Origin of the sequence: Filimonas effusa (assembly GCF_004118675.1) — a bacterium.
In the GTDB taxonomy this organism is placed as follows: Bacteria; Bacteroidota; Bacteroidia; order Chitinophagales; family Chitinophagaceae; genus Filimonas; species Filimonas effusa.
This window is the reverse complement of record NZ_SDHZ01000005.1, coordinates 272,682-293,085: the sequence shown is the minus strand read 5'-3', so window position 1 is coordinate 293,085 and position 20,404 is coordinate 272,682. Positions and strand designations below refer to the sequence as shown.

The 20,404-nt window shown below is 46.8% G+C and carries 17 protein-coding genes; 6 read left to right on the top strand and 11 right to left on the bottom strand.

Annotated elements, in window-relative coordinates; translation table 11 throughout:
- Positions 1–19: 19 nt before the first annotated feature.
- Positions 20–1,351: a T9SS type A sorting domain-containing protein gene (locus ESB13_RS22710; RefSeq protein ID WP_129006184.1), complete on the bottom strand. Its 1,332-nt coding sequence runs from the start codon at positions 1,349–1,351 to the stop codon at positions 20–22.
- Positions 1,352–1,513: 162 nt separating this feature from the next.
- On the opposite strand from ESB13_RS22710, the gene ESB13_RS22705 reads away from it, so the two are divergent.
- Together ESB13_RS22705 and ESB13_RS22700 are read left to right on the top strand one after the other, a co-directional pair.
- Entirely contained in the window at positions 1,514–2,347 is an 834-nt protein-coding gene (locus tag ESB13_RS22705; RefSeq protein ID WP_129006182.1) for a phosphatase PAP2 family protein, read from the top strand.
- A gap of 43 nt (positions 2,348–2,390) precedes the next feature.
- Entirely contained in the window at positions 2,391–3,623 is a 1,233-nt protein-coding gene (locus ESB13_RS22700) for a cation:proton antiporter (RefSeq protein ID WP_129006180.1), read from the top strand.
- Between the two features lie 88 nt (positions 3,624–3,711).
- Here the strand turns inward: ESB13_RS22700 and ESB13_RS22695 are convergent, their stop codons facing one another.
- On the bottom strand, positions 3,712–4,026 hold the full coding sequence (locus ESB13_RS22695; RefSeq protein WP_129006178.1) for a hypothetical protein: 315 nt from the start codon (positions 4,024–4,026) through the stop codon (positions 3,712–3,714).
- A 141-nt stretch (positions 4,027–4,167) separates the two neighbouring features.
- Positions 4,168–4,530, bottom strand: a complete 363-nt coding sequence (locus ESB13_RS22690; RefSeq protein WP_129006176.1) for a hypothetical protein — start codon at positions 4,528–4,530, stop codon at positions 4,168–4,170.
- 106 nt (positions 4,531–4,636) lie between these two features.
- On the opposite strand from ESB13_RS22690, the gene ESB13_RS22685 reads away from it, so the two are divergent.
- A complete protein-coding gene (locus ESB13_RS22685) occupies positions 4,637–5,776 on the top strand; it encodes a glycosyltransferase (RefSeq protein ID WP_129006175.1) in 1,140 nt (379 codons plus the stop codon).
- A 21-nt stretch (positions 5,777–5,797) separates the two neighbouring features.
- Here the strand turns inward: ESB13_RS22685 and ESB13_RS22680 are convergent, their stop codons facing one another.
- Both ESB13_RS22680 and purL read right to left on the bottom strand, forming a co-directional pair.
- On the bottom strand, positions 5,798–6,076 hold the full coding sequence (locus ESB13_RS22680; RefSeq protein ID WP_129006173.1) for a hypothetical protein: 279 nt from the start codon (positions 6,074–6,076) through the stop codon (positions 5,798–5,800).
- A 267-nt stretch (positions 6,077–6,343) separates the two neighbouring features.
- Positions 6,344–10,018, bottom strand: a complete 3,675-nt coding sequence (purL, locus tag ESB13_RS22675; RefSeq protein WP_129006171.1) for a phosphoribosylformylglycinamidine synthase — start codon at positions 10,016–10,018, stop codon at positions 6,344–6,346.
- A gap of 590 nt (positions 10,019–10,608) precedes the next feature.
- On the opposite strand from purL, the gene ESB13_RS22670 reads away from it, so the two are divergent.
- Positions 10,609–11,076 carry an Lrp/AsnC ligand binding domain-containing protein gene (locus tag ESB13_RS22670; protein ID WP_129006169.1) on the top strand — a complete coding sequence of 156 codons (468 nt, stop codon included), beginning with the start codon at positions 10,609–10,611 and terminating at the stop codon, positions 11,074–11,076.
- A gap of 68 nt (positions 11,077–11,144) precedes the next feature.
- Here ESB13_RS22670 and ESB13_RS22665 read toward each other — a convergent pair whose 3' ends face one another.
- From ESB13_RS22665 to ESB13_RS22655, 3 genes are all read right to left on the bottom strand, one after another.
- Positions 11,145–12,227 carry an ABC transporter permease gene (locus tag ESB13_RS22665; RefSeq protein ID WP_129006167.1) on the bottom strand — a complete coding sequence of 361 codons (1,083 nt, stop codon included), beginning with the start codon at positions 12,225–12,227 and terminating at the stop codon, positions 11,145–11,147.
- Positions 12,228–12,261: 34 nt separating this feature from the next.
- The gene (locus ESB13_RS22660) at positions 12,262–13,416 is read right to left on the bottom strand and encodes a glycosyltransferase (protein WP_129006165.1); all 1,155 of its coding nucleotides are present in this window, start codon (positions 13,414–13,416) and stop codon (positions 12,262–12,264) included.
- A gap of 134 nt (positions 13,417–13,550) precedes the next feature.
- Entirely contained in the window at positions 13,551–14,348 is a 798-nt protein-coding gene (locus tag ESB13_RS22655) for an alpha/beta fold hydrolase (protein WP_246022665.1), read from the bottom strand.
- A gap of 95 nt (positions 14,349–14,443) precedes the next feature.
- On the opposite strand from ESB13_RS22655, the gene ESB13_RS22650 reads away from it, so the two are divergent.
- Both ESB13_RS22650 and ESB13_RS22645 read left to right on the top strand, forming a co-directional pair.
- Entirely contained in the window at positions 14,444–14,887 is a 444-nt protein-coding gene (locus ESB13_RS22650; RefSeq protein WP_129006161.1) for a MarR family winged helix-turn-helix transcriptional regulator, read from the top strand.
- Positions 14,888–15,027: 140 nt separating this feature from the next.
- Positions 15,028–16,806, top strand: a complete 1,779-nt coding sequence (locus tag ESB13_RS22645; RefSeq protein ID WP_129006159.1) for an acyl-CoA dehydrogenase family protein — start codon at positions 15,028–15,030, stop codon at positions 16,804–16,806.
- A 455-nt stretch (positions 16,807–17,261) separates the two neighbouring features.
- Here ESB13_RS22645 and murA read toward each other — a convergent pair whose 3' ends face one another.
- The 3 genes from murA to ESB13_RS22630 form a co-directional block, all read right to left on the bottom strand.
- Positions 17,262–18,566 (bottom strand): UDP-N-acetylglucosamine 1-carboxyvinyltransferase, encoded by a 1,305-nt coding sequence (gene murA / locus ESB13_RS22640; protein ID WP_129006157.1) that lies wholly within the window; start codon positions 18,564–18,566, stop codon positions 17,262–17,264.
- Between the two features lie 21 nt (positions 18,567–18,587).
- Positions 18,588–19,292 (bottom strand): DUF4290 domain-containing protein, encoded by a 705-nt coding sequence (locus ESB13_RS22635; protein WP_246022661.1) that lies wholly within the window; start codon positions 19,290–19,292, stop codon positions 18,588–18,590.
- Between the two features lie 101 nt (positions 19,293–19,393).
- Positions 19,394–20,374, bottom strand: coding sequence for a diacylglycerol/lipid kinase family protein (locus tag ESB13_RS22630; protein ID WP_246022660.1), 981 nt, complete (start codon positions 20,372–20,374; stop codon positions 19,394–19,396).
- Positions 20,375–20,404: the final 30 nt, after the last annotated feature.

Below are 20,404 nucleotides of genomic sequence, written 5' to 3'. Positions count from 1 at the left end.
TTCGTTTAATGGTTGCGGCTTATTGTACCAATAGTTTACGGGTGACCTTACGGCGCCCGTTAGTCATGTTTACATAGTAGACCCCTTTGGTCCACCCTTTTACACTCACCAAAAGCTGGCCGCTGCTGGTATTACAAGAGCCAATGGTTTTTACAAGCTGTCCTGTTGAACTATAAATGAAAAAAGCAGGTTTGGCTGCACCCTCACTGTGATACCTGATGCGTAGCTGGTCGCTCACAGGATTAGGGCTTAGTGAAAGCGATAAACTGGTGTCTGCTTTAACGGCAGCTTTTCTTGCGGCAGGCGCTTCAGGTAATAATACAATGCCCCTGAAAATAGTATTACTGTCGGCTGTAGCTACCAGCTCAAAGCTGCCATTGATGTTATTGTTATATCCGGTGCTGTCAGTAAGTGTTACAATCTGGCTGCCCCCCTTGGTAGTATTACTGTTGCGGCGAACAGCATATAAGATCACATTGCCGCCGGCGACCTTGCCGGTAATACCCCTGTAAATATCTGTAGTAACACCGAGGGAACCATTGGCTACCCACGAACCCGCAACAAGGGAATACTTCGATATTACCTTGGCGCCGTCCTCTGCTACATATAGTACATCAACACCCGGAACAGCGGCGTCCATATCAGCAAGAAAAAACTGGTAAGGACTTCCGGTAACAGGAAAGCCCGGTAAGGCAGTTACCGGTTGTGATCCGGTAACAGGTAACCCACTGCCTATTCTTGCCATACGGATACTGCCTGCTGTAGACGATAGATAAAGCCCGGAGTCGGCAATGGAAATATAGCGCCCGGTAGTACTTGCAATAAGTGTTGAACTGGTACTGCCGGCAGTGGTATACCGTATTCCCTGGCTGCCGCCTGCCATCCATATCCTGTTGCTGTCTGCTGCTGCCGAACGTATCACTGTACCGGAAAAGGCATCGCCAGGAGCCGTGCTGGTATTAACCGATCCATCCATACCAACCAAACCTATAACACGGTTAATGCTTGCACTGGTACTGGTGGATACCGATGCCGTTCCGGGTGCAGCATCATATCCGGCCAGAACCAGGTGCTGACCGTCTCGTGATAACGTAAGATAACCTTCCGTTACATCGTACATAGGAAGCGTTAGTCTCTTATTGGCCCCTGAAACCGCAACAGGCAGTTGAATACTTTGCACCAGCGACCCGCAGGGAGTGTACTCATCGAGAAAAACAATTTGTGCAGCGCTGCTTAAACTGGTGATGCCATTCCCTATGCGTACAACCACAATGTTACCTGGTGTGAACGGGTCGGCTAAGGCGCGCATCGTAAAAAAAAGGAAGAAGAATGCGAGTAAATTTAGTTTCATAATGGGCAATTGTTAGAAGACAAATGTTAACAAAAACAAAACGCCGCCCGGAGCCCACAGCCTGCTTTTTTAGCTGGGAGCCATCCCATTTTGCGGGAACCATCCCACTGCATAATATGGCACCTCGAAAGTTTGACTTATTTTCGGCTTGAAAATTTCATTATGAGAAAAGTGATTATTGCCCTGCTGCTGTTATCATTGAATGTATTGTCCTTCGGGCAGGTCGATTCTGTCAGACCTGAAAAGATCTATAAGGTAAACCTGCTTTGGGAATTGCCGGCCTCGGGAGCAGCCATCCTGTTTTCAAGTAAAGGATTCCGTAAACTCGAAAGCGTGTCAAGCATGACCGAAGCGGATATCCTGAAGCTGAACCCCAATGATGTAAACGGCTTCGACAGACCCGTTATCTTTCATGACCCAGCAAAATATGCAGGCGCACAAAAGAATTCCGACCTCTTTTTGAATGCTTCTATCGCATTGCCCATTGTACTGGCGTTCGATAAGAAAATAAGAAAAGACTGGCTCGACCTTATCACAATGTACCTGGCATCACATACAGTCGATAACGCGCTTTATTTTGCAGGAGCCTTTTCTGTACGAAGGCCAAGACCTTTCCTGTATAATAAAGACGTCCCCATGGAAGAAAGGGTAGGAGACAATAAAAGCAACTCCTTCTTCAGCGGGCACGTAGGCTTTGCTACAACCTCTACTTTCTTCCTTGTAAAAGTATACACCGACTATCACCAGATAAAAGGGTGGAACAGGGTACTCCTTTACGCGGCGGCATCAGTTCCACCTGCCCTCGTAGGATATTACCGTATGGAATCGGGCAGGCATTTCAGGTCCGATGTTTTGCTGGGATTCATCTCCGGCGCAGCTTCCGGTATCCTCGTGCCGGAACTGCATAAGATCAATAAAAAACATAAAAAGCTCGCATTTTCACCCTATTTCGCCCCAGGCGGAGCCAACGGATTAAGCATGACGGTCGGTCTCTGATACATATTTCGTAAATTCGCCATTTCACAAAATTTAAGACTGGATGGATACATTTACGCTCATTACTGCCCTTATCACTATCAGCGCTCTGATCTCTTATCTGAATACCCGTTTTATTAAGCTGCCCGGTGCTATTGGAGTAATGGTGGTTTCCATCTTACTTTCTGTATCTATACTTGTCTCCGGTAAGGCAATGGCCGGTTTCGGTGTATTTATAAAGGATGTAACCAGTAATATCGACTTCAGTAAAACATTGCTCGATATCATGCTGGGTTTCCTGCTCTTTGCCAGCGCTTTTCACTTCGATTACCGGAAACTCAAGGAACAGCGTAAACCCGTATTGGTTTTAAGCACTATAGGCGTTATAGGTTCTACATTAATATTCGGCCTCCTGCTCGATGTTATTACAACCTGGCTCGGCATTGATCTCCCCCTCGTTTACTGCTTCCTTTTTGGCGCACTTATCTCGCCAACCGACCCCGTTGCCGTATTATCTGTGCTGAAAAAATCAAAGATCCCGCCTTCCCTTGAAACTATTATCGCAGGCGAATCGCTGCTCAACGATGGCGTAGGACTGATCCTCTTTATCACTATCGGTGAAGTGGCGCAGCAGGAACAGATTTTTTCTATTACCCACGCACTTGAATTGTTTGCCGTAGAAGTATTTGGCGGTATAGCACTTGGTGCTGTGGTCGCGCTTATAACCTATGCTCTTACCAAAAAGATCCAGGACTTTCAAACCATTATCCTGGTCTCTATCTCGATGGTAATGGTTATTTCTGTTATCGGTGGCGTACTGCACGTATCAATCCCCCTGGCGGCCGTTGCAGCAGGCCTGATATTAGGCAATACGTCATTGGGAGCTAAAACGGCTGAAGGATTACAAAACTACCTGCACCAGTTCTGGGAATTGATAGATGAAATACTGAACACCATCCTTTTCGTAATGATAGGCTTACAGATAGTGGTGCTGCCGTTTATAAAGAACTACTGGTTTATAGGGATGCTGTCCGTAGTATTTGTACTCGTTGCCCGTGGTGTAAGTATAGCTGTACCGGCCTTCTTGTTGAAACGTTCCCTCAAAACATCGGTTAAAAGCATTACCATATTGGTCTGGGCTGGTTTGCGCGGCGGCATTTCTGTTGCTCTGGCGCTTTCATTACCTCCTTCCGACTATAAAGAGCTCATCCTGTCCGCCAGCTACATCATTGTCATCTTCTCGATAGTTGTTCAGGGACTTACGCTGAATAAAGTGGTCGACAAACTGGTAAAATAATAAAATGAAACCGGCAAAAAAATGAGGCGCTTCTTATCAGGGAAGCGCCTCGGTGCAGCCGCTGCCTGCGACCGTCTTTAATGTCCTGTTATCGTCTCAACTTATCAGCGTTGTTCCCGATCTTATAATAACCTTTCTGTATAACAGGCGTTTGTGGTGTAACAACCTCGGGCGTAGTTTCTAACTTATTCTGGTTGTTACCTATGGTATAATATCCTTTTTGTGGGGTTGTTGTTCCTGTCTTTACCAGGTTAATGGTTAAAGGACGCGCTAATTTGCTGGCATTATTGCCAATAGCATAATATCCTTTCTTAACTTCTCTTGTAGGCTTGTTTTCCTGCGCGGATGACTGAGATATGTGTAAAAAGAATGCTCCGCAGAGGATTAATAAGTACTTCTTCATCTTAAATCAATTTAAGTATAGTCATAAGGTAATAAACGTTTCCAACGGTCTATAGCATAACGTATAGCCATCACTATAGCTGGTAATAACTTATCATCACCTGCAAAACACAGGAATGATAAGATCAGTAAGACTTATTTGTTATATCAGGAATGTACAGTTCCTCAGGTAAAGCGTGGCTGAGGACCATAAAGGAGTGCCCGTGCGAAGAGGATGCACGTTGGCATTACTATGATATTCGGAGATAAAGGAAGTGTAACTGGTAAGCGGTAACGCAGGCCTTGGTAGCTTTACTTTTGAAACGGGCGCCAGGTGTTTGTGCCCTTTCTTAAAAGTGATCGATGCATTTTCAAAAGACTTTTCTTCTGCCTTTGCATCGGGTTTACCCGCATCATCTGTTTCCTGTGAATAAACAGCAGCCATTGCCGTAGGCTCATGTACCAGACCTCCAAAAGCGAAAGCCAGGTAAACAAGGGTCAATATGAATGCTGCTGTGCGTTTCATGATGCAAAGATACATTGCGATATTCTTTATAAAATGTAGAAATTGTTAAAAGGAAACGAACTTCTTTTCATTGATATAGCCGTTTTTAATCATAACTTGTTTTACTATGATTTTCTTGATTATTGCATGTATCATTACCCTTTCCTGGATAATTGTAAGCCTCTATCTGCTTATAAATGCACGCACAATACAATCCATTAAACAAATCCTTCCTGTCGAACCTCGGCGGGCTCCTTCTGTTGATATCATTATTGCCGTCAGAAATGAAGAAGCCGACCTGGCAAATGCACTTCAAAGCCTTTGCAGGCTTAGTTATCCCAATTACCGTATCTTAATAGTGAACGACCGCTCTACCGATAATACCGGCAACATCCTTACACAGTTTGCTGCCCATGATCCGCGTATTACCGTTCATACCATCACCACACTTCCTGCAGGATGGTTAGGAAAAAATCATGCCTTGTATACAGGAGCCGGCAGGTCTCAGGCAGACTGGATTCTATTTACAGATGCAGATGTTATCTATCATCCCGAAACGCTAAGTAGAGCGATGAATTTCGTCCTCACCAGGGGAATCGACAATGTCGCTGTATTGCCCGAAATCACATCACGTTCCGGACTATTCAAAGCCATTAATGCAAGTTTCCGTATGATCCTCGAAACAAAACTGCGCCCCTGGAAGGCAAGAGATAAGCAGTCGAAAGCATCTATTGGGATCGGAGCATTCAGTTTATTACGCAGAAGCGCCTACATAAGCACAGGGACACATGAACGGATCAGGTTACGCCCCGATGATGATTTAAAATTGGCAGAGCAGGTAAAGCACGGTGGCTACAAACAGGATGTTTTATACGGAGAGGAAATGCTGAGCCTGGAATGGTACACCAGTGTAAAGCAATTTATCGACGGGCTTATGAAGAATATGTTCTCTGCATTTAATTATAATCTGCCCTGGGCTATGCTCAATGCACTGGCCGTATTGTTGGTAATGGTACTACCCGTCCCCGTTTTACTGTTATCCGGTCAGTGGTATTATATGATAATGGCGGCTGCTATTCTTGGCGCCCAGTGGATGGCGTTTACTTTTCATCCCGGCTTAAAGGCACGTTGGTGGTATGCTTTGGCTATCCCTTATGCCGGATTCATCATAGCCTATATCGTCGCTCGCTCAGCTTGGCTGAATACAAAATATAAAGGCATTTACTGGAGAGATAGTTTTTACTCCCTTGATGAACTGAAAAAGTAGTAAGCAGCGTTTACGAAAAACCTATTTTACAAATACATAGGTTAGTGAAGGCCAAAAAATAAATGACAAGGTAATCAAACCCATGCATGCAATAAACCAAAACCATACTTTATGCCACAGAGGTTTCTGCTTGAACGTTTTGTAGTTAACTATAAAAACAATAGCTGCTATGATGGCAAGTAGCACTACAAAAATGCTTTGCATTTTCAGGCTATTTTCTCCTTTCCCCCAGGACATAGATAAAATCATTATCATCGGAACGGCAAAAATGGAAAAACTTCTTTTTTCTTTGCTAGTCATTATTGTGTTATTCTGATGGTTGAAAATAGGGGGAGGACTAAAACAAATCGAAATCACACATTGCAAAAGCTGCTATCTGGTAGCTGCATACACATGCTAATGGCGAAGTTCGCATAGAGTGAGAAAGTAAAATCATGGATAATATTCAATTTCATTTTCCATGGTAAACCGTAGTTTGACGCAATATCCGGTTAGAATAATAAACCCATAAAAAAGGCTCCCGGAATTTTAGTTTCGGAAGCCTCAGTATTTTATACATTCAGAATGTTATCCCTGCTGCTCCAGCCACTTACGCGCATTCACAAACGCCTCCATCCATGGCGATACCTCGTCCTTCCTTCCCTGGGGATAGTGAGCCCAATGCCATTGAAAAAGGGAACGCTCGATATGAGGCATGGTCACCAGGTGACGCCCGGTATCATCACACAACATACCCGTATTGTATCCCGAACCATTAGGATTGGCAGGATAGGTCTCATACCCATATTTCGCAACAATCTGGTATTGATCTGCAGTATAAGGCAGTTGAAATTTACCCTCTCCATGCGATACCCATACACCCAGCGTACAACCCGCCAGTGACGATAGCATCACCGATTTGTTTTCCTGTATAGTTAAAGATGTAAAAATGCTCTCATGCTTCTTACTGTCATTATGAACCATTTTAGGCTTCTCATTATGGGCTGTATTGATCAGCCCCAGCTCTATAAACAACTGACATCCGTTACAGATCCCTACCGAAAGGGTGTCTTCACGTTTAAAGAAATTCTCCAGTGCAATACGGGCTTTGTCATTGTATAGGAAAGCGCCCGCCCAGCCCTTCGCAGAGCCCAGCACATCTGAGTTCGAAAAACCACCAACCGCTCCCAGGAACTGGATGTCTTCCAGCGTCTCACGGCCCGAGATCAGGTCGGTCATATGTACATCCTTTACGTCAAAACCAGCCAGGTACATGGCATTCGCCAGCTCGCGCTCAGAGTTGCTCCCTTTTTCCCTTAAAATAGCCGCCTTCGGACGGGCCTTAGAGCCGTCTATAACGGGTTTAAGACCATCGAAATGCTGGGGAAACCGGTAGTTGAGCACATGATTTTTATAGTTATCAAAACGCTCTTTGGCTTTCAATTCACCACTTTGCTTTTTGTCCAGCAGGTAAGAAGTTTTAAACCAGGTATCTCTCAGTTCATCGATATTGAAACTATAGCTGTCTGCTCCTTGTTTAACCGAAAGTATTGCTTCAGAACTGGCTTTACCTATTTTGAAGAAAGGAACATCAGCAGCGCTTAAAGCCGCTTCTACAGAAGCTTCAGAAGAAGTCTGGAATACCACGCCTGCATTCTCTGCAAACAGGATAGTGATAATATCACTGTTACCTAACGCAGAAAGATCTATCTCGGCACCCAGGTTCCTGTCGGCAAAACACATTTCCAATAATGTCGTGATCAAACCACCACTGCCTATATCATGCCCTGCCTGTATTTTTCCACCTTTGATAAGTTCCTGCAATGCATTGAAGGCCTTTTTGAATAAAGCCGCATCCCTGATATCCGGAGCCTGGTCGCCAATCTTATTAAGTATCTGCGCAAAGGACGACCCGCCAAGTTTATAGTCGTCGAACGAAAGGTTGATATAATAGATACTACCACCGTTCTTCTGTAATACAGGCTCAACAACACCGGTAATATCCGTACAATGACCTCCCGCTGATATAATCACTGTTCCCGGTGCAATTACCTCTCCATCGGAGTATTTCTGCTTCATGGAAAGAGAATCCTTACCCGTAGGGATATTAATACCCAAGGCAATGGCAAAATCAGAACAGGCTTTTACCGCCTTATACAAGCGGGCATCTTCACCCTCGTTCTTACAGGCCCACATCCAGTTTGCCGAAAGAGAAACAGACGCAAGACCATCTTTCAATGGCGCCCATACAATATTGGTAAGCGACTCGGCAATAGCATTACGGCTGCCGGCTGCTTCGCTGATCAGCGCAGTTAACGGAGAATGACCCACAGAAGTAGCGATGCCATCTTTCCCCTGGAAATCCAGCGCCATCACACCACAGTTATTTAAAGGCAGTTGCAGCGGACCGGCACACTGTTGTTTAGCCACCCTGCCGCCTACGCAACGGTCTACTTTATTCGTCAGCCAGTCTTTACAGGCTACCGCTTCAAGCTGCAATAATTGCTCGAGGTAGCTATGAAGTGCTTCTTTTTTATAAGTAACAGGTTGGTAAGTACGTGCCACGGTTTTATCAGTGATCACCACCTTAGGCGAACTGCCGAACATATCCTTCATCTCAAGGTCCATCGGCTTTTCTCCTGTTCTGGCCGATTCAAAAGTGAACCGGTGATCACCCGTTACCTCACCAACAGTATACATCGGGCTGCGTTCGCGGTCCGCTATCTTCTGTAACAACTCAATATTCTCCTGGCCTATCACAAGCCCCAGCCTTTCCTGCGATTCGTTGCCAATGATCTCCTTGGCAGAAAGCGTAGGGTCGCCTACAGGCAGTTTATCCATTTCAATATGGCCGCCGGTTTCTTCTACCAGCTCAGAAAGACAGTTCAGGTGACCGCCCGCACCATGGTCATGGATAGAAACGATGGTATTGTTGTCGCTCTCCACCATACCGCGTACTGTATTGGCAGCCCTTTTCTGCATTTCCGGGTTCGAGCGCTGAACGGCATTCAATTCAATACCCGATCCAAAAGCGCCCGTATCAGCGGAAGATACTGCCGCACCACCCATTCCAATACGATAGTTGTCACCACCCAGCACTACGATCTTATCACCCGGAGCAGGACTTTTCTTTTTAGCCTGGTCAGCCTTACCATATCCAATACCACCCGCAAGCATGATCACCTTATCATAACCAAGGGTTCTTCCGTCTTCTTCATGTTCAAACGTAAGAACAGAACCGGTGATCAGCGGCTGCCCGAATTTATTGCCAAAGTCAGTAGCACCATTGGATGCCTTGATCAGGATATCCATTGGCGTCTGGTAAAGCCATTTTCTTTCCTGTGTGCCTTTTTCCCAGGGCCTGTCTTCCGCCAGGCGCGAAAGTGCAGTCATATAAATAGCGGTTCCGGCAAGGGGTAACGACCCTTGTCCGCCCGCAAGCCTGTCTCTGATCTCCCCACCCGATCCGGTAGCAGCGCCGTTAAAAGGCTCTACCGTAGTAGGAAAGTTGTGAGTCTCAGCTTTGAGGGAAATAACCGACTCGAAATCCTTGGTTTCATAATAGGAGGGAACATCCGGCCTTTCAGGTGCAAACTGCTGAACAACAGGCCCTTTCAGGAAGGCAACGTTGTCCTTGTAAGCCGAAACGATATCGTTGGGATTTTGCTCCGAAGTTTTACGGATCAGCTTGAACAGCGAACTGGGCTGCTCTTCTCCATCCACGATAAAAGTTCCGTTGAATATCTTATGACGGCAATGCTCGGAATTCACCTGCGAAAAACCAAACACCTCAGAATCAGTAAGCTTACGGCCAAGTTTTTCAGAAAGCTGGTTCAGGTAAGCCACTTCTTCCTCACTCAGCGATAAACCTTCCTGTTGGTTATAAGCGGCGATGTCGCTGATCTCCAGTATTTTTTCCGGCTGTATGTTGATAGTGAACAGATCCTGCCCCAACTGATCATACTTCTGAAACAGCATATGGTCATAACCCGTAGCACCTGCCTGGGCAAATTCAAATTCCTCGATACGGATAATCCCTTGAATATCCATGTTTTGTGTTATCTCCACCGCATTGGTGCTCCAGGGAGTGACCATGGCAGCCCTCGGACCAATAAAATAGCCCTTCAGGAGCAGGTCGGGGCTTATTTCAGCGCCTCCGAACAGCCAGCTTAATTTGGAGATATCTGTATCAGTAAGTTCACGGTTTATTTGAACCGCATAAACCTTTGCGGACGGAATTTGGAAGAAGTAGATCCTGTTCATATATGACCGCAAAAGTATTAAAAAGGAGCTTCAGTGAAAAACCGGCATCCCTTACTTTAGGCTTTTCTTGCACAAACCCCCATAAACTAAAAAAACTCCTTCATATAAATGAAAGAGTTTTTATGAGTAAGCAATTGATTTTGCGACCAAAGAGACCGCCTGCATCCATATACAAAATGCAGGCGGCTTGTCTCAGTTTGACCAGCTGTAGGGGTAGGGATCGAACCTACACGAGGCAGTTAGCTATAGTACAAAGTCCGGTGGTCAACCCCGGTCTTCCTTGCGGAAGGCTCTATGCTACGTTTATCCTGTTATCCTCACCCCCGAGACGAGAGGGCATGTCTGCCAAAATTTCATCACCCCACAGTATGAAAAGAATTCGTAATGGATCGCCGGCAGAATAAAACCTCCACCGAAAACCTATTTCTAAATCTTATCTTGAACAAAGAACTTGTTTGTCGTTGTTTGACAACACAATATTAAGAATAATGGCTTATTTGTTGCAAATAATTCAACAATAATTTTGAAATTATAGATATTATTCAAATATTTGCTTTTGTATTTAAATTTATTCAAAATTCAGATTCGAAATGGCGGTGAAATTGAATTTAGACAAACTGGACTTTCAGATCATCCAGGAAATGATGGAGAATGCTGAAATATCCTACGCAGACCTGGGAAAGAAATTGTTTGTTTCCGGGGGAACTATACACGTGCGTATCAAGAAACTACAGGAGTTAGGTGTCGTTAAAGGTACTAAATTAAGCGTGGATTTAAAACTCCTCGGCTACGACGTGATCGCCTTCATAGGTATCTTCCTCGAAAAAAGCTCCCTTTACGATACAGTAGCAAAAGAACTCCGCAAGATCCCGGAAATAGTACGACTGAATTATACAACTGGTAACTATAGCATGTTTGCTGAAGTGGTATGTAAAGACATCCAGCAGCTGCGCTATATCCTGCACGACGAATTGCAGAAGATCAAAGGCATTGAACGTACCGAAACGCTCATCTCCCTCGAAGAAAGTTTCGCCCGTAATGTCTTGGTAATAAGCTAGTCAATATGGCTTCGGATGATACCTGCAGCAGGGCTAAGTCAACGATGCCAGCCCCGCGTACTATTACATCAGTACTTTGCCTTCACCTGTAAAGCGTCGCGCAATCCATTGCCCAACAGGTTAAAGGCCAGCACCAGTATCATAATCGCAATACCCGGCGCCAGCGCCAGCATCGGATTATGCGTAATGATAAAATTGTAGTTCTCTTTTATCATCAGCCCCCAGCTGGGTTGTGGCGGCTGCACGCCCACCCCCAGGAAGCTAAGCCCTGCCTCTATTACAATAGCCGATGCAAAGTTATTGGCCGAAATCACCAGCACCGGCCCCATAATGTTCGGAAGTATATGCCTTGCAATAATGCGTAGGTGCGAAAACCCTAATGCCTTTGCCGCTTCTACATATTCCAGCTCGCGTACGGCCAGTACCTGCCCCCGTACCAGCCGCGCCACATTCACCCACATGGTGAGCCCCACCGCTATAAATACCTGCCAGAATCCTTTACCCAATACCAGCGTCATCGCAAATACCAGTAACAGCGTAGGAATGCTCCAGATAATGTTTATCAGCCACATGATAATATCATCGGTACGCCCACGGAAATAACCCGCCAGCGCTCCCAGTATGATCCCAATGGTGAGCGATAACGCCACCGCTATAAATCCTACACTCAAACTTACCCGCGTGCCTATGATCAAACGGCTGGCAATATCACGCCCGAACCGGTCGCTGCCCAAACGGAAATGAAGCATGATCACCGCATCCGGCGCACAGTCTTTTCTGTTGTATGCCTGCCGCTCCGCCACTCCTTCATCTATATAACGCTGTATAACGATCGAATCACCCTGCTCCTGCCAGCTGTGTATAGGTATCGGTTGATAGTCGGATGCCCGCCCGTTAAACATACGGTTAAGGAACGAACCACCCGACTCCGGCGCCCCGCTTCGTTTTAACTGCAAGGCGGCTATCTTAAACCCGGGCCGCTGATTGGCAACCTCAGGTATCATCCTGTTTCCATACGGAGAATGATCAGGCGCCAGCACATAAGCAAATACAGCTATCAATATGCTGATAACTATAACGGTCAGGCCGGATACAGCCGCCTTATTCCTTTTTAGCTTTTGAAAGAAACTGGTATGATGATGCGCTGACATGTGATCTATTAACGGTTAAGATATACAATAATGCTTACTTAACTGTTCTTCCCTTCCATTGATATTTACCGAATTTGCCAAGCCACCCTGCAATAACAATATAAAGCATATGCACCGGCTGCATAATACCAAACCAGTACAGTAAGCGCCGCTGCCGGAAAAAGCTGGCTACAGGATACATAAAACTAAGCTCTGTAAGGGTCTTGGCTACAGTAAGGCCCAGCCAGATCAACCATAATCCTGCATCCGCAAACCCGGCAGGAATAAGCAGCAGCATAACCAGGTTTACCAGGTAAACCAGCGCAAGAACCGCTGTTATACCCTTGTCCTGGTATTTATCAGCCTTGCTGGCCCAACGTATCCGCTGATTGATGAAACCCTTCCAGTCGGGCATAGGAGCAGTAGATACAATAGCCTCCTGGCTGAAAAGATAACCAGTCCTCCCGGGAAAGGCTTTTTTGATCTTATGCATGAGCAGCATATCATCACCGCTGGCAATAGTATCGATGCCGCTGAATCCTCCCACCTCCAGGAAAGCGTTGCGGCTATAGGCCAGGTTGGCGCCATTGCACATGCTGTGAAATCCGGCCGAAACCGCCGCAGCCGTTATGCCCTGCATGCTCATAAAATCTAAACACTGGAATATCGAAACAAAACTGCCGGTATCGCTGAAACTAACAGGAGCCGCTATAAACACCGGCTTCTCCTGTTGAATATAAGCTTCTATATGTAACAGCCACCGGCTGCCAATAGTACAATCTGCATCGGTAGTGATCACCCAGTCTCCCTGGCACTTGCCGATGGCCGTTTCAATAGCTTTCTTTTTATAGGAATTCAGTTGCTGGCCCTTCATTTCTTTCGCCAGCTCCACCAGTTGCAGATTAGAATAACGCTGCTGCAATTGCCTGATAATAGCAGGCGTGGCATCGGTAGAATGATCATCGATAACGATCACCTCAAACAAACCCGCAGGATATTCCTGTGTAAGTATATCCTCTACACATTTGCCGATAAAGTCCTGCTCATCCCTCGCCGGTATGATAATGGAAAAACGCGTAGCCGGAACAACACCCGCCGGAAGCACAAAAGGCTTTAACGCCAGAAACCATTTACGGTAAGCAATAATAAGAAGCGAATAAAAAGCCAGCAGCACAGCCGCCGTTACCCATAAAATTGAAGACCAGTTCATCAGAACAAAGAAAACTAATATTCCCCACAATCCATCTTACCCCCATCCTCCATTTCATCCCACAATCAAACTCCACCGTCCCCAAACTCCACCGTCCTTCAACTCGATACGCCCCAACCCCATAGCTGCCATCCCTACGTTAGCATCTCCGTGATGATCGGTACATACTTCTCTTTCAGCAACTGGTGACCCGCCTGTATGATCCGCACCTGTGCATACTCCTCGATACCCTGGATGAATTGCTGTCCATGAGCGCTGAGTATGATCTTGTCGTAACGGCCAAATAACAACACCAGCTTCACCTCATGTTCCTGTACCTGCTCTTTGATGATATCCAGGCGTGGCTTGAAACGGCGCATCAGGGTCCACCGCTCATAAAGCTTCGTACGCTGCTCATCATCCGAAAGATAACGGTGAGCTACCTTATGAACCGATTTGTTCAGCAATCTCAACCGTTTGCCTGCCTGCATAAAACGGAATATCCATCCGGGATTATTGGCGGTATACCTGAAAAGACGGTTACCAAGACGGGTTTGTGTGCTCAGCCAATACCAGGTATTCATAGTAAGACCATCAGGCGCTACCAGGAATAACTTATCACAAACCTCAGGCTTCAGTTGAAACAGCGATAACGCTACACGCCCTCCCATACTAAACCCCAGGTAAGTAACCTTGGCATTATCGGGAATACAACGCTCTACTATTTCCAGCCACATGGCCGGAGAACACGCCATCCCTTCCTGCCATCTCGTTTTACCGTGAAGCGGCAGATCAAAGGCATAGATCGTATACTCACGTCCAAGCTTGCTCTCCAGTACATCAAATACACCGGAATCCTCGCCATAGCCATGAAAGCAGAAAAGAAGTTTAGGTCCGTCTCCGGATCTCCGGCAGAAAATGTTTGATTGTCGATAGGTGATGTAGAAATCCATTTCGATCACAATCTTACCGAATTTTAGAGAAAGAATAACTTGGATTTATGAGAAAAACTTTTCATCTTTGAAATGGTTGCATAACTAACTAATTAATGTCAGCTATAAACTTCAAAAGAGGAGAACTCTACAGCGTTATCACAGGTATGGCATCAACTGCTGTAGCACGCCGTCTGCAAAAGAACTTCAGACAGGCAGGACTCGACATTACCGTAGAACAATGGAGCATTCTGTACCACCTGTGGAAGGAGGATGGATTGAGCCAGCAGGAATTATGTAACCGTACTTTTCGTGACAAACCCAGTATCACACGCCTGATCGATAACCTGGAAAAACAACAGCTCGTTAAAAGGATCTCCTCGAAAGAAGACCGCCGCGTGAACAGGGTATGCCTTACCGAAGAAGCCAGGCAACTGCACGACACTACTATCCGCCTCGCCAATCAAACCATGGACGAGGCCCTCGTAGGAGTGAACCGGCAGGACATCGAAACCGTGAAACAGGTGCTTCAGCAGGTATACGATAACCTCAAACCTTAAAACAACAACTCAACCTTAACCACTCTTTCAAAACCCGGGAAGTTTTTCACCTGCGGTATTGGAATAATACATGCTAACCGCAGCTTTCCCGGTTAAGAACTGTACCTCTTGCTATATTTTATAAACGTAAAACTTGCACTATGTCTACCGAAACAACCCAGGCAACAGCCATCACCGGTGGCGAATGGCTCATAAAGGAATCGGATCCTGCCAATACCTTTATTCCTGAAGACTTCTCCGAAGAAGAAAGAATGATTATGGATATGTGCCACCAGTTTCTGCAGACAGAAGTGCTGCCCGTGGCCGACCGCATCGAAAAACTTGAACCAGGTCTTATGCCGGCGCTCCTTGAAAAAGCAGGCGAACAAGGCCTCCTCGCCACCGCCTTCCCCGAACAATATGGCGGACTGGGTAAAGACTTTATCACCGCTACCATCGTGAACGAAGGACTGGGTGCTGGTCATTCCTTTTCTGTGGCCATAGCAGCCCACACCGGCATTGGCTCCCTGCCCATCCTCTACTTCGGCACCGATGCACAAAAAGAAAAGTATATCCCCAAACTCGCAAGCGGCGAATGGAAAGGCGCCTACGGCCTCACCGAACCCGATAGCGGTAGCGACGCCCTCGGGGCCAAAACCACCGCCCGCCTGTCCGATGATGGTAAACATTACATCCTCAATGGACAAAAATGCTGGATCACTAACGGAGGCTTTGCCGACGTCTACACCGTCTTCGCTAAAGTAGATGGAGATAAATTCACCGCTTTCATCGTAGAACGCGGAATGGAAGGCTTTACCCAGGGGCCCGAAGAACATAAAATGGGCATCAAAGGCTCCTCTACCGTACAATTGTATTTCCAGGACTGCAAGGTCCCCGCAGAAAATGTTCTGGGCGAAATAGGCCGGGGCCACGTCATAGCCTTTAACATCTTAAACATCGGCCGCCTGAAACTCGATGCCGCAGCCCTCGGCGGAGCCAAAGCAGCATTGGCCAACACCGTGCAGTATGCGCACACCCGCGAACAGTTCAAACAGCCCATCTTCAACTTCGGCGCTATCAAACACAAACTCGCCGAAATGACCATTCGCATATGGGTTGCCGAAAGTGGCCTGTATCGCGCCGCCAAATGGATCGCCGATAAAGAACATTCCCTCATCGAAGCCGGCGAACCCTTTAACAAGGCCTTGCTCGGCGCCGCCGAAGAATATGCGATCGAATGCGCTATCTTAAAAGTCTTCGGCAGCGAAACGCTCGACTTCGTGGTCGATGAAGGTGTACAGGTACACGGCGGTAACGGCTTCAGCGATGAATATTCAATAAGTAAAGCCTACCGCGACAGCCGCATCAACAGGATCTATGAAGGCACAAACGAGATCAATCGCCTGCTCACCCTCGATATGACACTCAAACGTGCCATGAAAGGTAAACTCAACCTGATGGGCCCCGCACTCGCCGTCTCCAAAGAATTGATGAGTATCCCCGACTTCGGCGACAGCGACGACGCCCCCTTCGCAAAAGAACGCAAATACATCGTCAACTTCAAGAAGGCGATCCTTATGACTGCCGGCGCCGCCGTTCAGAAATTCATGATGGGCCTCGATAAAGAACAGGAATTACTCATGCACATCGCCGATATGGCCATAGAAACCTATCACGCCGAAAGCGCCCTGTTAAGAGCAATGAAACTCGTCGGCCAATCCGGTGAAGCCGCCAATAGCCTCACCCTCGATATCATGAGAACTTATCTTTACGACGCTGCCGACCGCATCAACAAATCCGGCAAAGACGCCCTCAACTCCTTCGCCGAAGGCGATGAACTCCGCATGATGCATATAGGCCTCAAACGTTTCACCAAGGTAGAGCCCTTCAATACCAAAGCCGCCCGCCGCCGGATAGCCGACGCCATAGAGCACAAATAATGGCATAGTCCCCACAATTGCCATCTTCTTTAAATAACAACAACTAAAAAGCCAGACGGGCTGACCAATTTGTTTCGGTCAGCCCGTCTGGCTTTTTAAAGTCCGGTACAAACCGCGGGTATGCCATGGATATGCCGTCCGGTACAAATAGGGGGTATGCCATGGATATGCCATCAGTATACCTAAACCGAACTTACAGCGCACTTACATCGCACTGGTATCGCACTTACATCGCACTGGTATCGCACTTGCATCGCACTTGCATCGCACTTGCATCGCACTTGCTCCGTCCGGGGCTCTCCGGATGGCAGCATTTTCCCCTAACCAGCCATCCCAATACCCGCAAACTCTCTATCCCGGCGCCGGACTGGTGAAAGGAAAGCTCCTTGTTATCCCAATACCCGCAACCTCCCTATCCCGGTACAAAATGGCGAAGGTCACCTGTTTTCGGATGCCTACAACCTCCTTATCTCGGCGCCAAGCTGGCGAAGGCGCTCGTCAATATATTGGTAACCCCTGTCTATTTGCTCGATATTCTGGATAATGCTCGTCCCCTCAGCGCTGAGCGCCGCAATAAGCAGTGCCTGTCCCGCACGTATGTCCGGGCTGCTCATGGTGATCCCGCGAAGTTTATGTTTTCTGCCAAGACCAATAACCGTTGCCCTGTGAGGATCACAAAGAATGATCTGGGCCCCCATGTCAAGTAATTTATCGACAAAGAAAAGACGGCTTTCAAACATCTTCTGATGAATAAGCACACTGCCCACCGCCTGCGTAGCTACAACAAGCATAATGCTCAGCAAATCAGGAGTAAAGCCCGGCCAGGGATGATCGTAAACGGTTAGTACGGAACCGTCCAGGAAAGTTGTTATTTCATATTTTTCCTGGGCAGGAATATAAATATCGTCACCCCTGATCTCAAGCTGTATACCCAGCTGCCGGAATTTATCCGGAATAACGCCAAGATGTTCAACACCCGCACCTTTAATAGTGATCTCACTTTGAGTCATGGCAGCCATCCCAATGAAACTACCCACCTCTATCATATCAGGCAGCATCCGGTGCGAGGTGCCTCCAAGTGCTGTAACCCCTTCAATAGTAAGCAGGTTACTGCCTATTCCGCTGATCCGGGCGCCCATGCTGTTGAGCATTTTGCAAAGCTGCTGAACATAAGGTTCGCAGGCAGCATTATAAATAGTGGTCGTTCCTTCAGCAAGGGTTGCCGCCATTACAATATTGGCAGTGCCCGTAACAGAAGGCTCGTCAAGCAGCATAAAAGTGCCTTTCAAACGCGGAGAACTGAGCTGGAAGAACCCTTCTTCGTCATGATAATCGAATTGGGCGCCCAGTTTCTCAAATCCTATAATATGGGTATCAAGCCTGCGGCGGCCTATCTTATCACCACCGGGTTTGGGAATAAAAGCCTTTTTGAAACGGGCAAGCATAGGCCCTGCAACCATAACACTGCCGCGGAGCTTGCCGCCTTTATTGCGGAAAGCCTCTGAAGCAAGATAATCAGCGTCAACAGCATCCGCTTTGAAGATGCAGGTATCACGGGAAGGCCGTGATACTTTAACGCCCATATCCTCAAGCAGTTCTATAAGTAGGTTTACATCGAGAATATCGGGGATGTTCGAAACTGTCACCTCTTCTGCGGTGAGCAGTACTGCGGAGATAATCTGGAGCGCCTCGTTTTTTGCACCCTGGGGCACAATAGTACCATTCAGTTTATTACCACCTTTTACTTCAAAAGAAGCCATAATGTGTTAGGATATTAAGTGCTACTTAAATCGCTTTTTGAAATTCTGGTTACGGTTGTTATTACCGTTGTTGCTACGATTGGCGTTGTTGCCGCCACCGCCGCGATTGTTGCCGCCGCCGTTGTTACGATTGTTATTGTTGTTGTTACCACGGCTCTTGAAGTTCTGATGGCGGCCGCCACGCGCAGGTGTACGGTACTCGTCGCGCTCGAACGGCGCAGGACGGTGTTTGATATACGGCGTATTGCTGAATTCCAGCTCACCACCGGTAAGAGAGTTCATTTCGGCACGGATAGCATCGTCATGAACAAGTTCTTTATGCCAGTTGGAATAAGCAAGCTTCATATAGTAAGCTATCGCATGGGCAAAACCTGCTTTTTTCTCGCCGTCTTCTTCTTTCAGCGCTTTATCGATCACCACCTCCAGGTTCTTGCCAAGGTGCGAATACCTCGGATACCTTTTAGGATAAGGCAGCGGCTGTGGCTTGGCTTTGTAAGTTTCTTTTGAAGGAACCGGGTACGGACTGTCTACATCCAGTTTAAAATCGCTGATATAAAAAAGGTGGTCCCAGAGCATATGCCTGAAATCTTCCACATTCTTCAGATGTGGATTCAGAAATCCCATCAGCTCTATTACCACTTTGGTTTGCTGCTGACGCGTTTCTCTATCCTCTATGGTTAAAAGATAATCGACCATCTTTTGAATATGACGGCCGTATTCTTTCATTGTTAGATAATTTCTTTCGGTATTATATTCCATAAAATCTTCCTTCAAATGCTTACTTCCAACAAAAGTAAGCAAAGGTTAATGGTTTGTCATTTTTTTTATCACACGTTGCGGATGAGCTGAAAGCAACGCGGAAGGATCTCTATTTTCAGTGATTCCTCAGTTTCCCGGGGCTCCCCGTCAATATGCATAGGCGCCAGCTTCAGATTCTTGATGGTAATGGAGGGCGTTTGAAAATAGAGTACGTTTTTATTGGCCATGTCCTCCACCAGCTGCTGGAGTTTGTTATTACCCCTGATCTGCCGGAGTACGGCAAAAGGCAGCCTGGCTTTACTCATTTTCTGAACAATCACAATATCCAGCAGTCCGTCCTGCAGGCTCGCCAGCGGGGCAATGGTGAAATTGTTGCCAAACTGGTTGCTGTTGGCTACGCAAAGGAAAAAGGCATCGGTAAAGAAAGAAATATTATCAAGCACAATTTCAAACTGGTAAGGCTGCGCTTTAAAATAGTTGATGATACTTTGCTGCGTATATGTCATAAGCCCGCGTGACGATCTGGCGGCAAAGTCATGCGCCACTTGTGCGTCAAAACCAAGGCCTGTGAGCATACAGGAAAACTTATCATTCACCATAAAGCCATCTACCGGATGAGCATTCCCCGAAAGAATAAGTTCAAATGCCTCCTTGGGCTTTTTGGGAATACCCGCTGAAAGGGCAAGACCATTTCCGCTGCCGAAAGGGATAATGCCAAAACGCACAGGCAGGCCGCGAAGCGCACCTATCACCTGGTTAACTGTACCGTCGCCACCTACAATAACTACATCCGTGATTTCCTCTTCAATAATACGGTCGGCGAGATAATCGTAGTTGCCTGTTGAACTTGTGGGAATTATTTCGTAGCTCAGTTTGCGCTGCTTGCTGATAGATTTGATCAGCTTTACAAGCGCCTCTTTTTTAGAGGTTCCTGAGATAGGGTTTACGAGATAAACGAATTTTCGTTTTCTGCCTTTGCTTCCACCCCCCTCTGCCATAGTGCTGTTTCTTTCTGCCACAGGAGGTAGTGTTTCTGATGTGTAACTCATGTCTTTAAAAAATCGTTAGATAAACTGTTC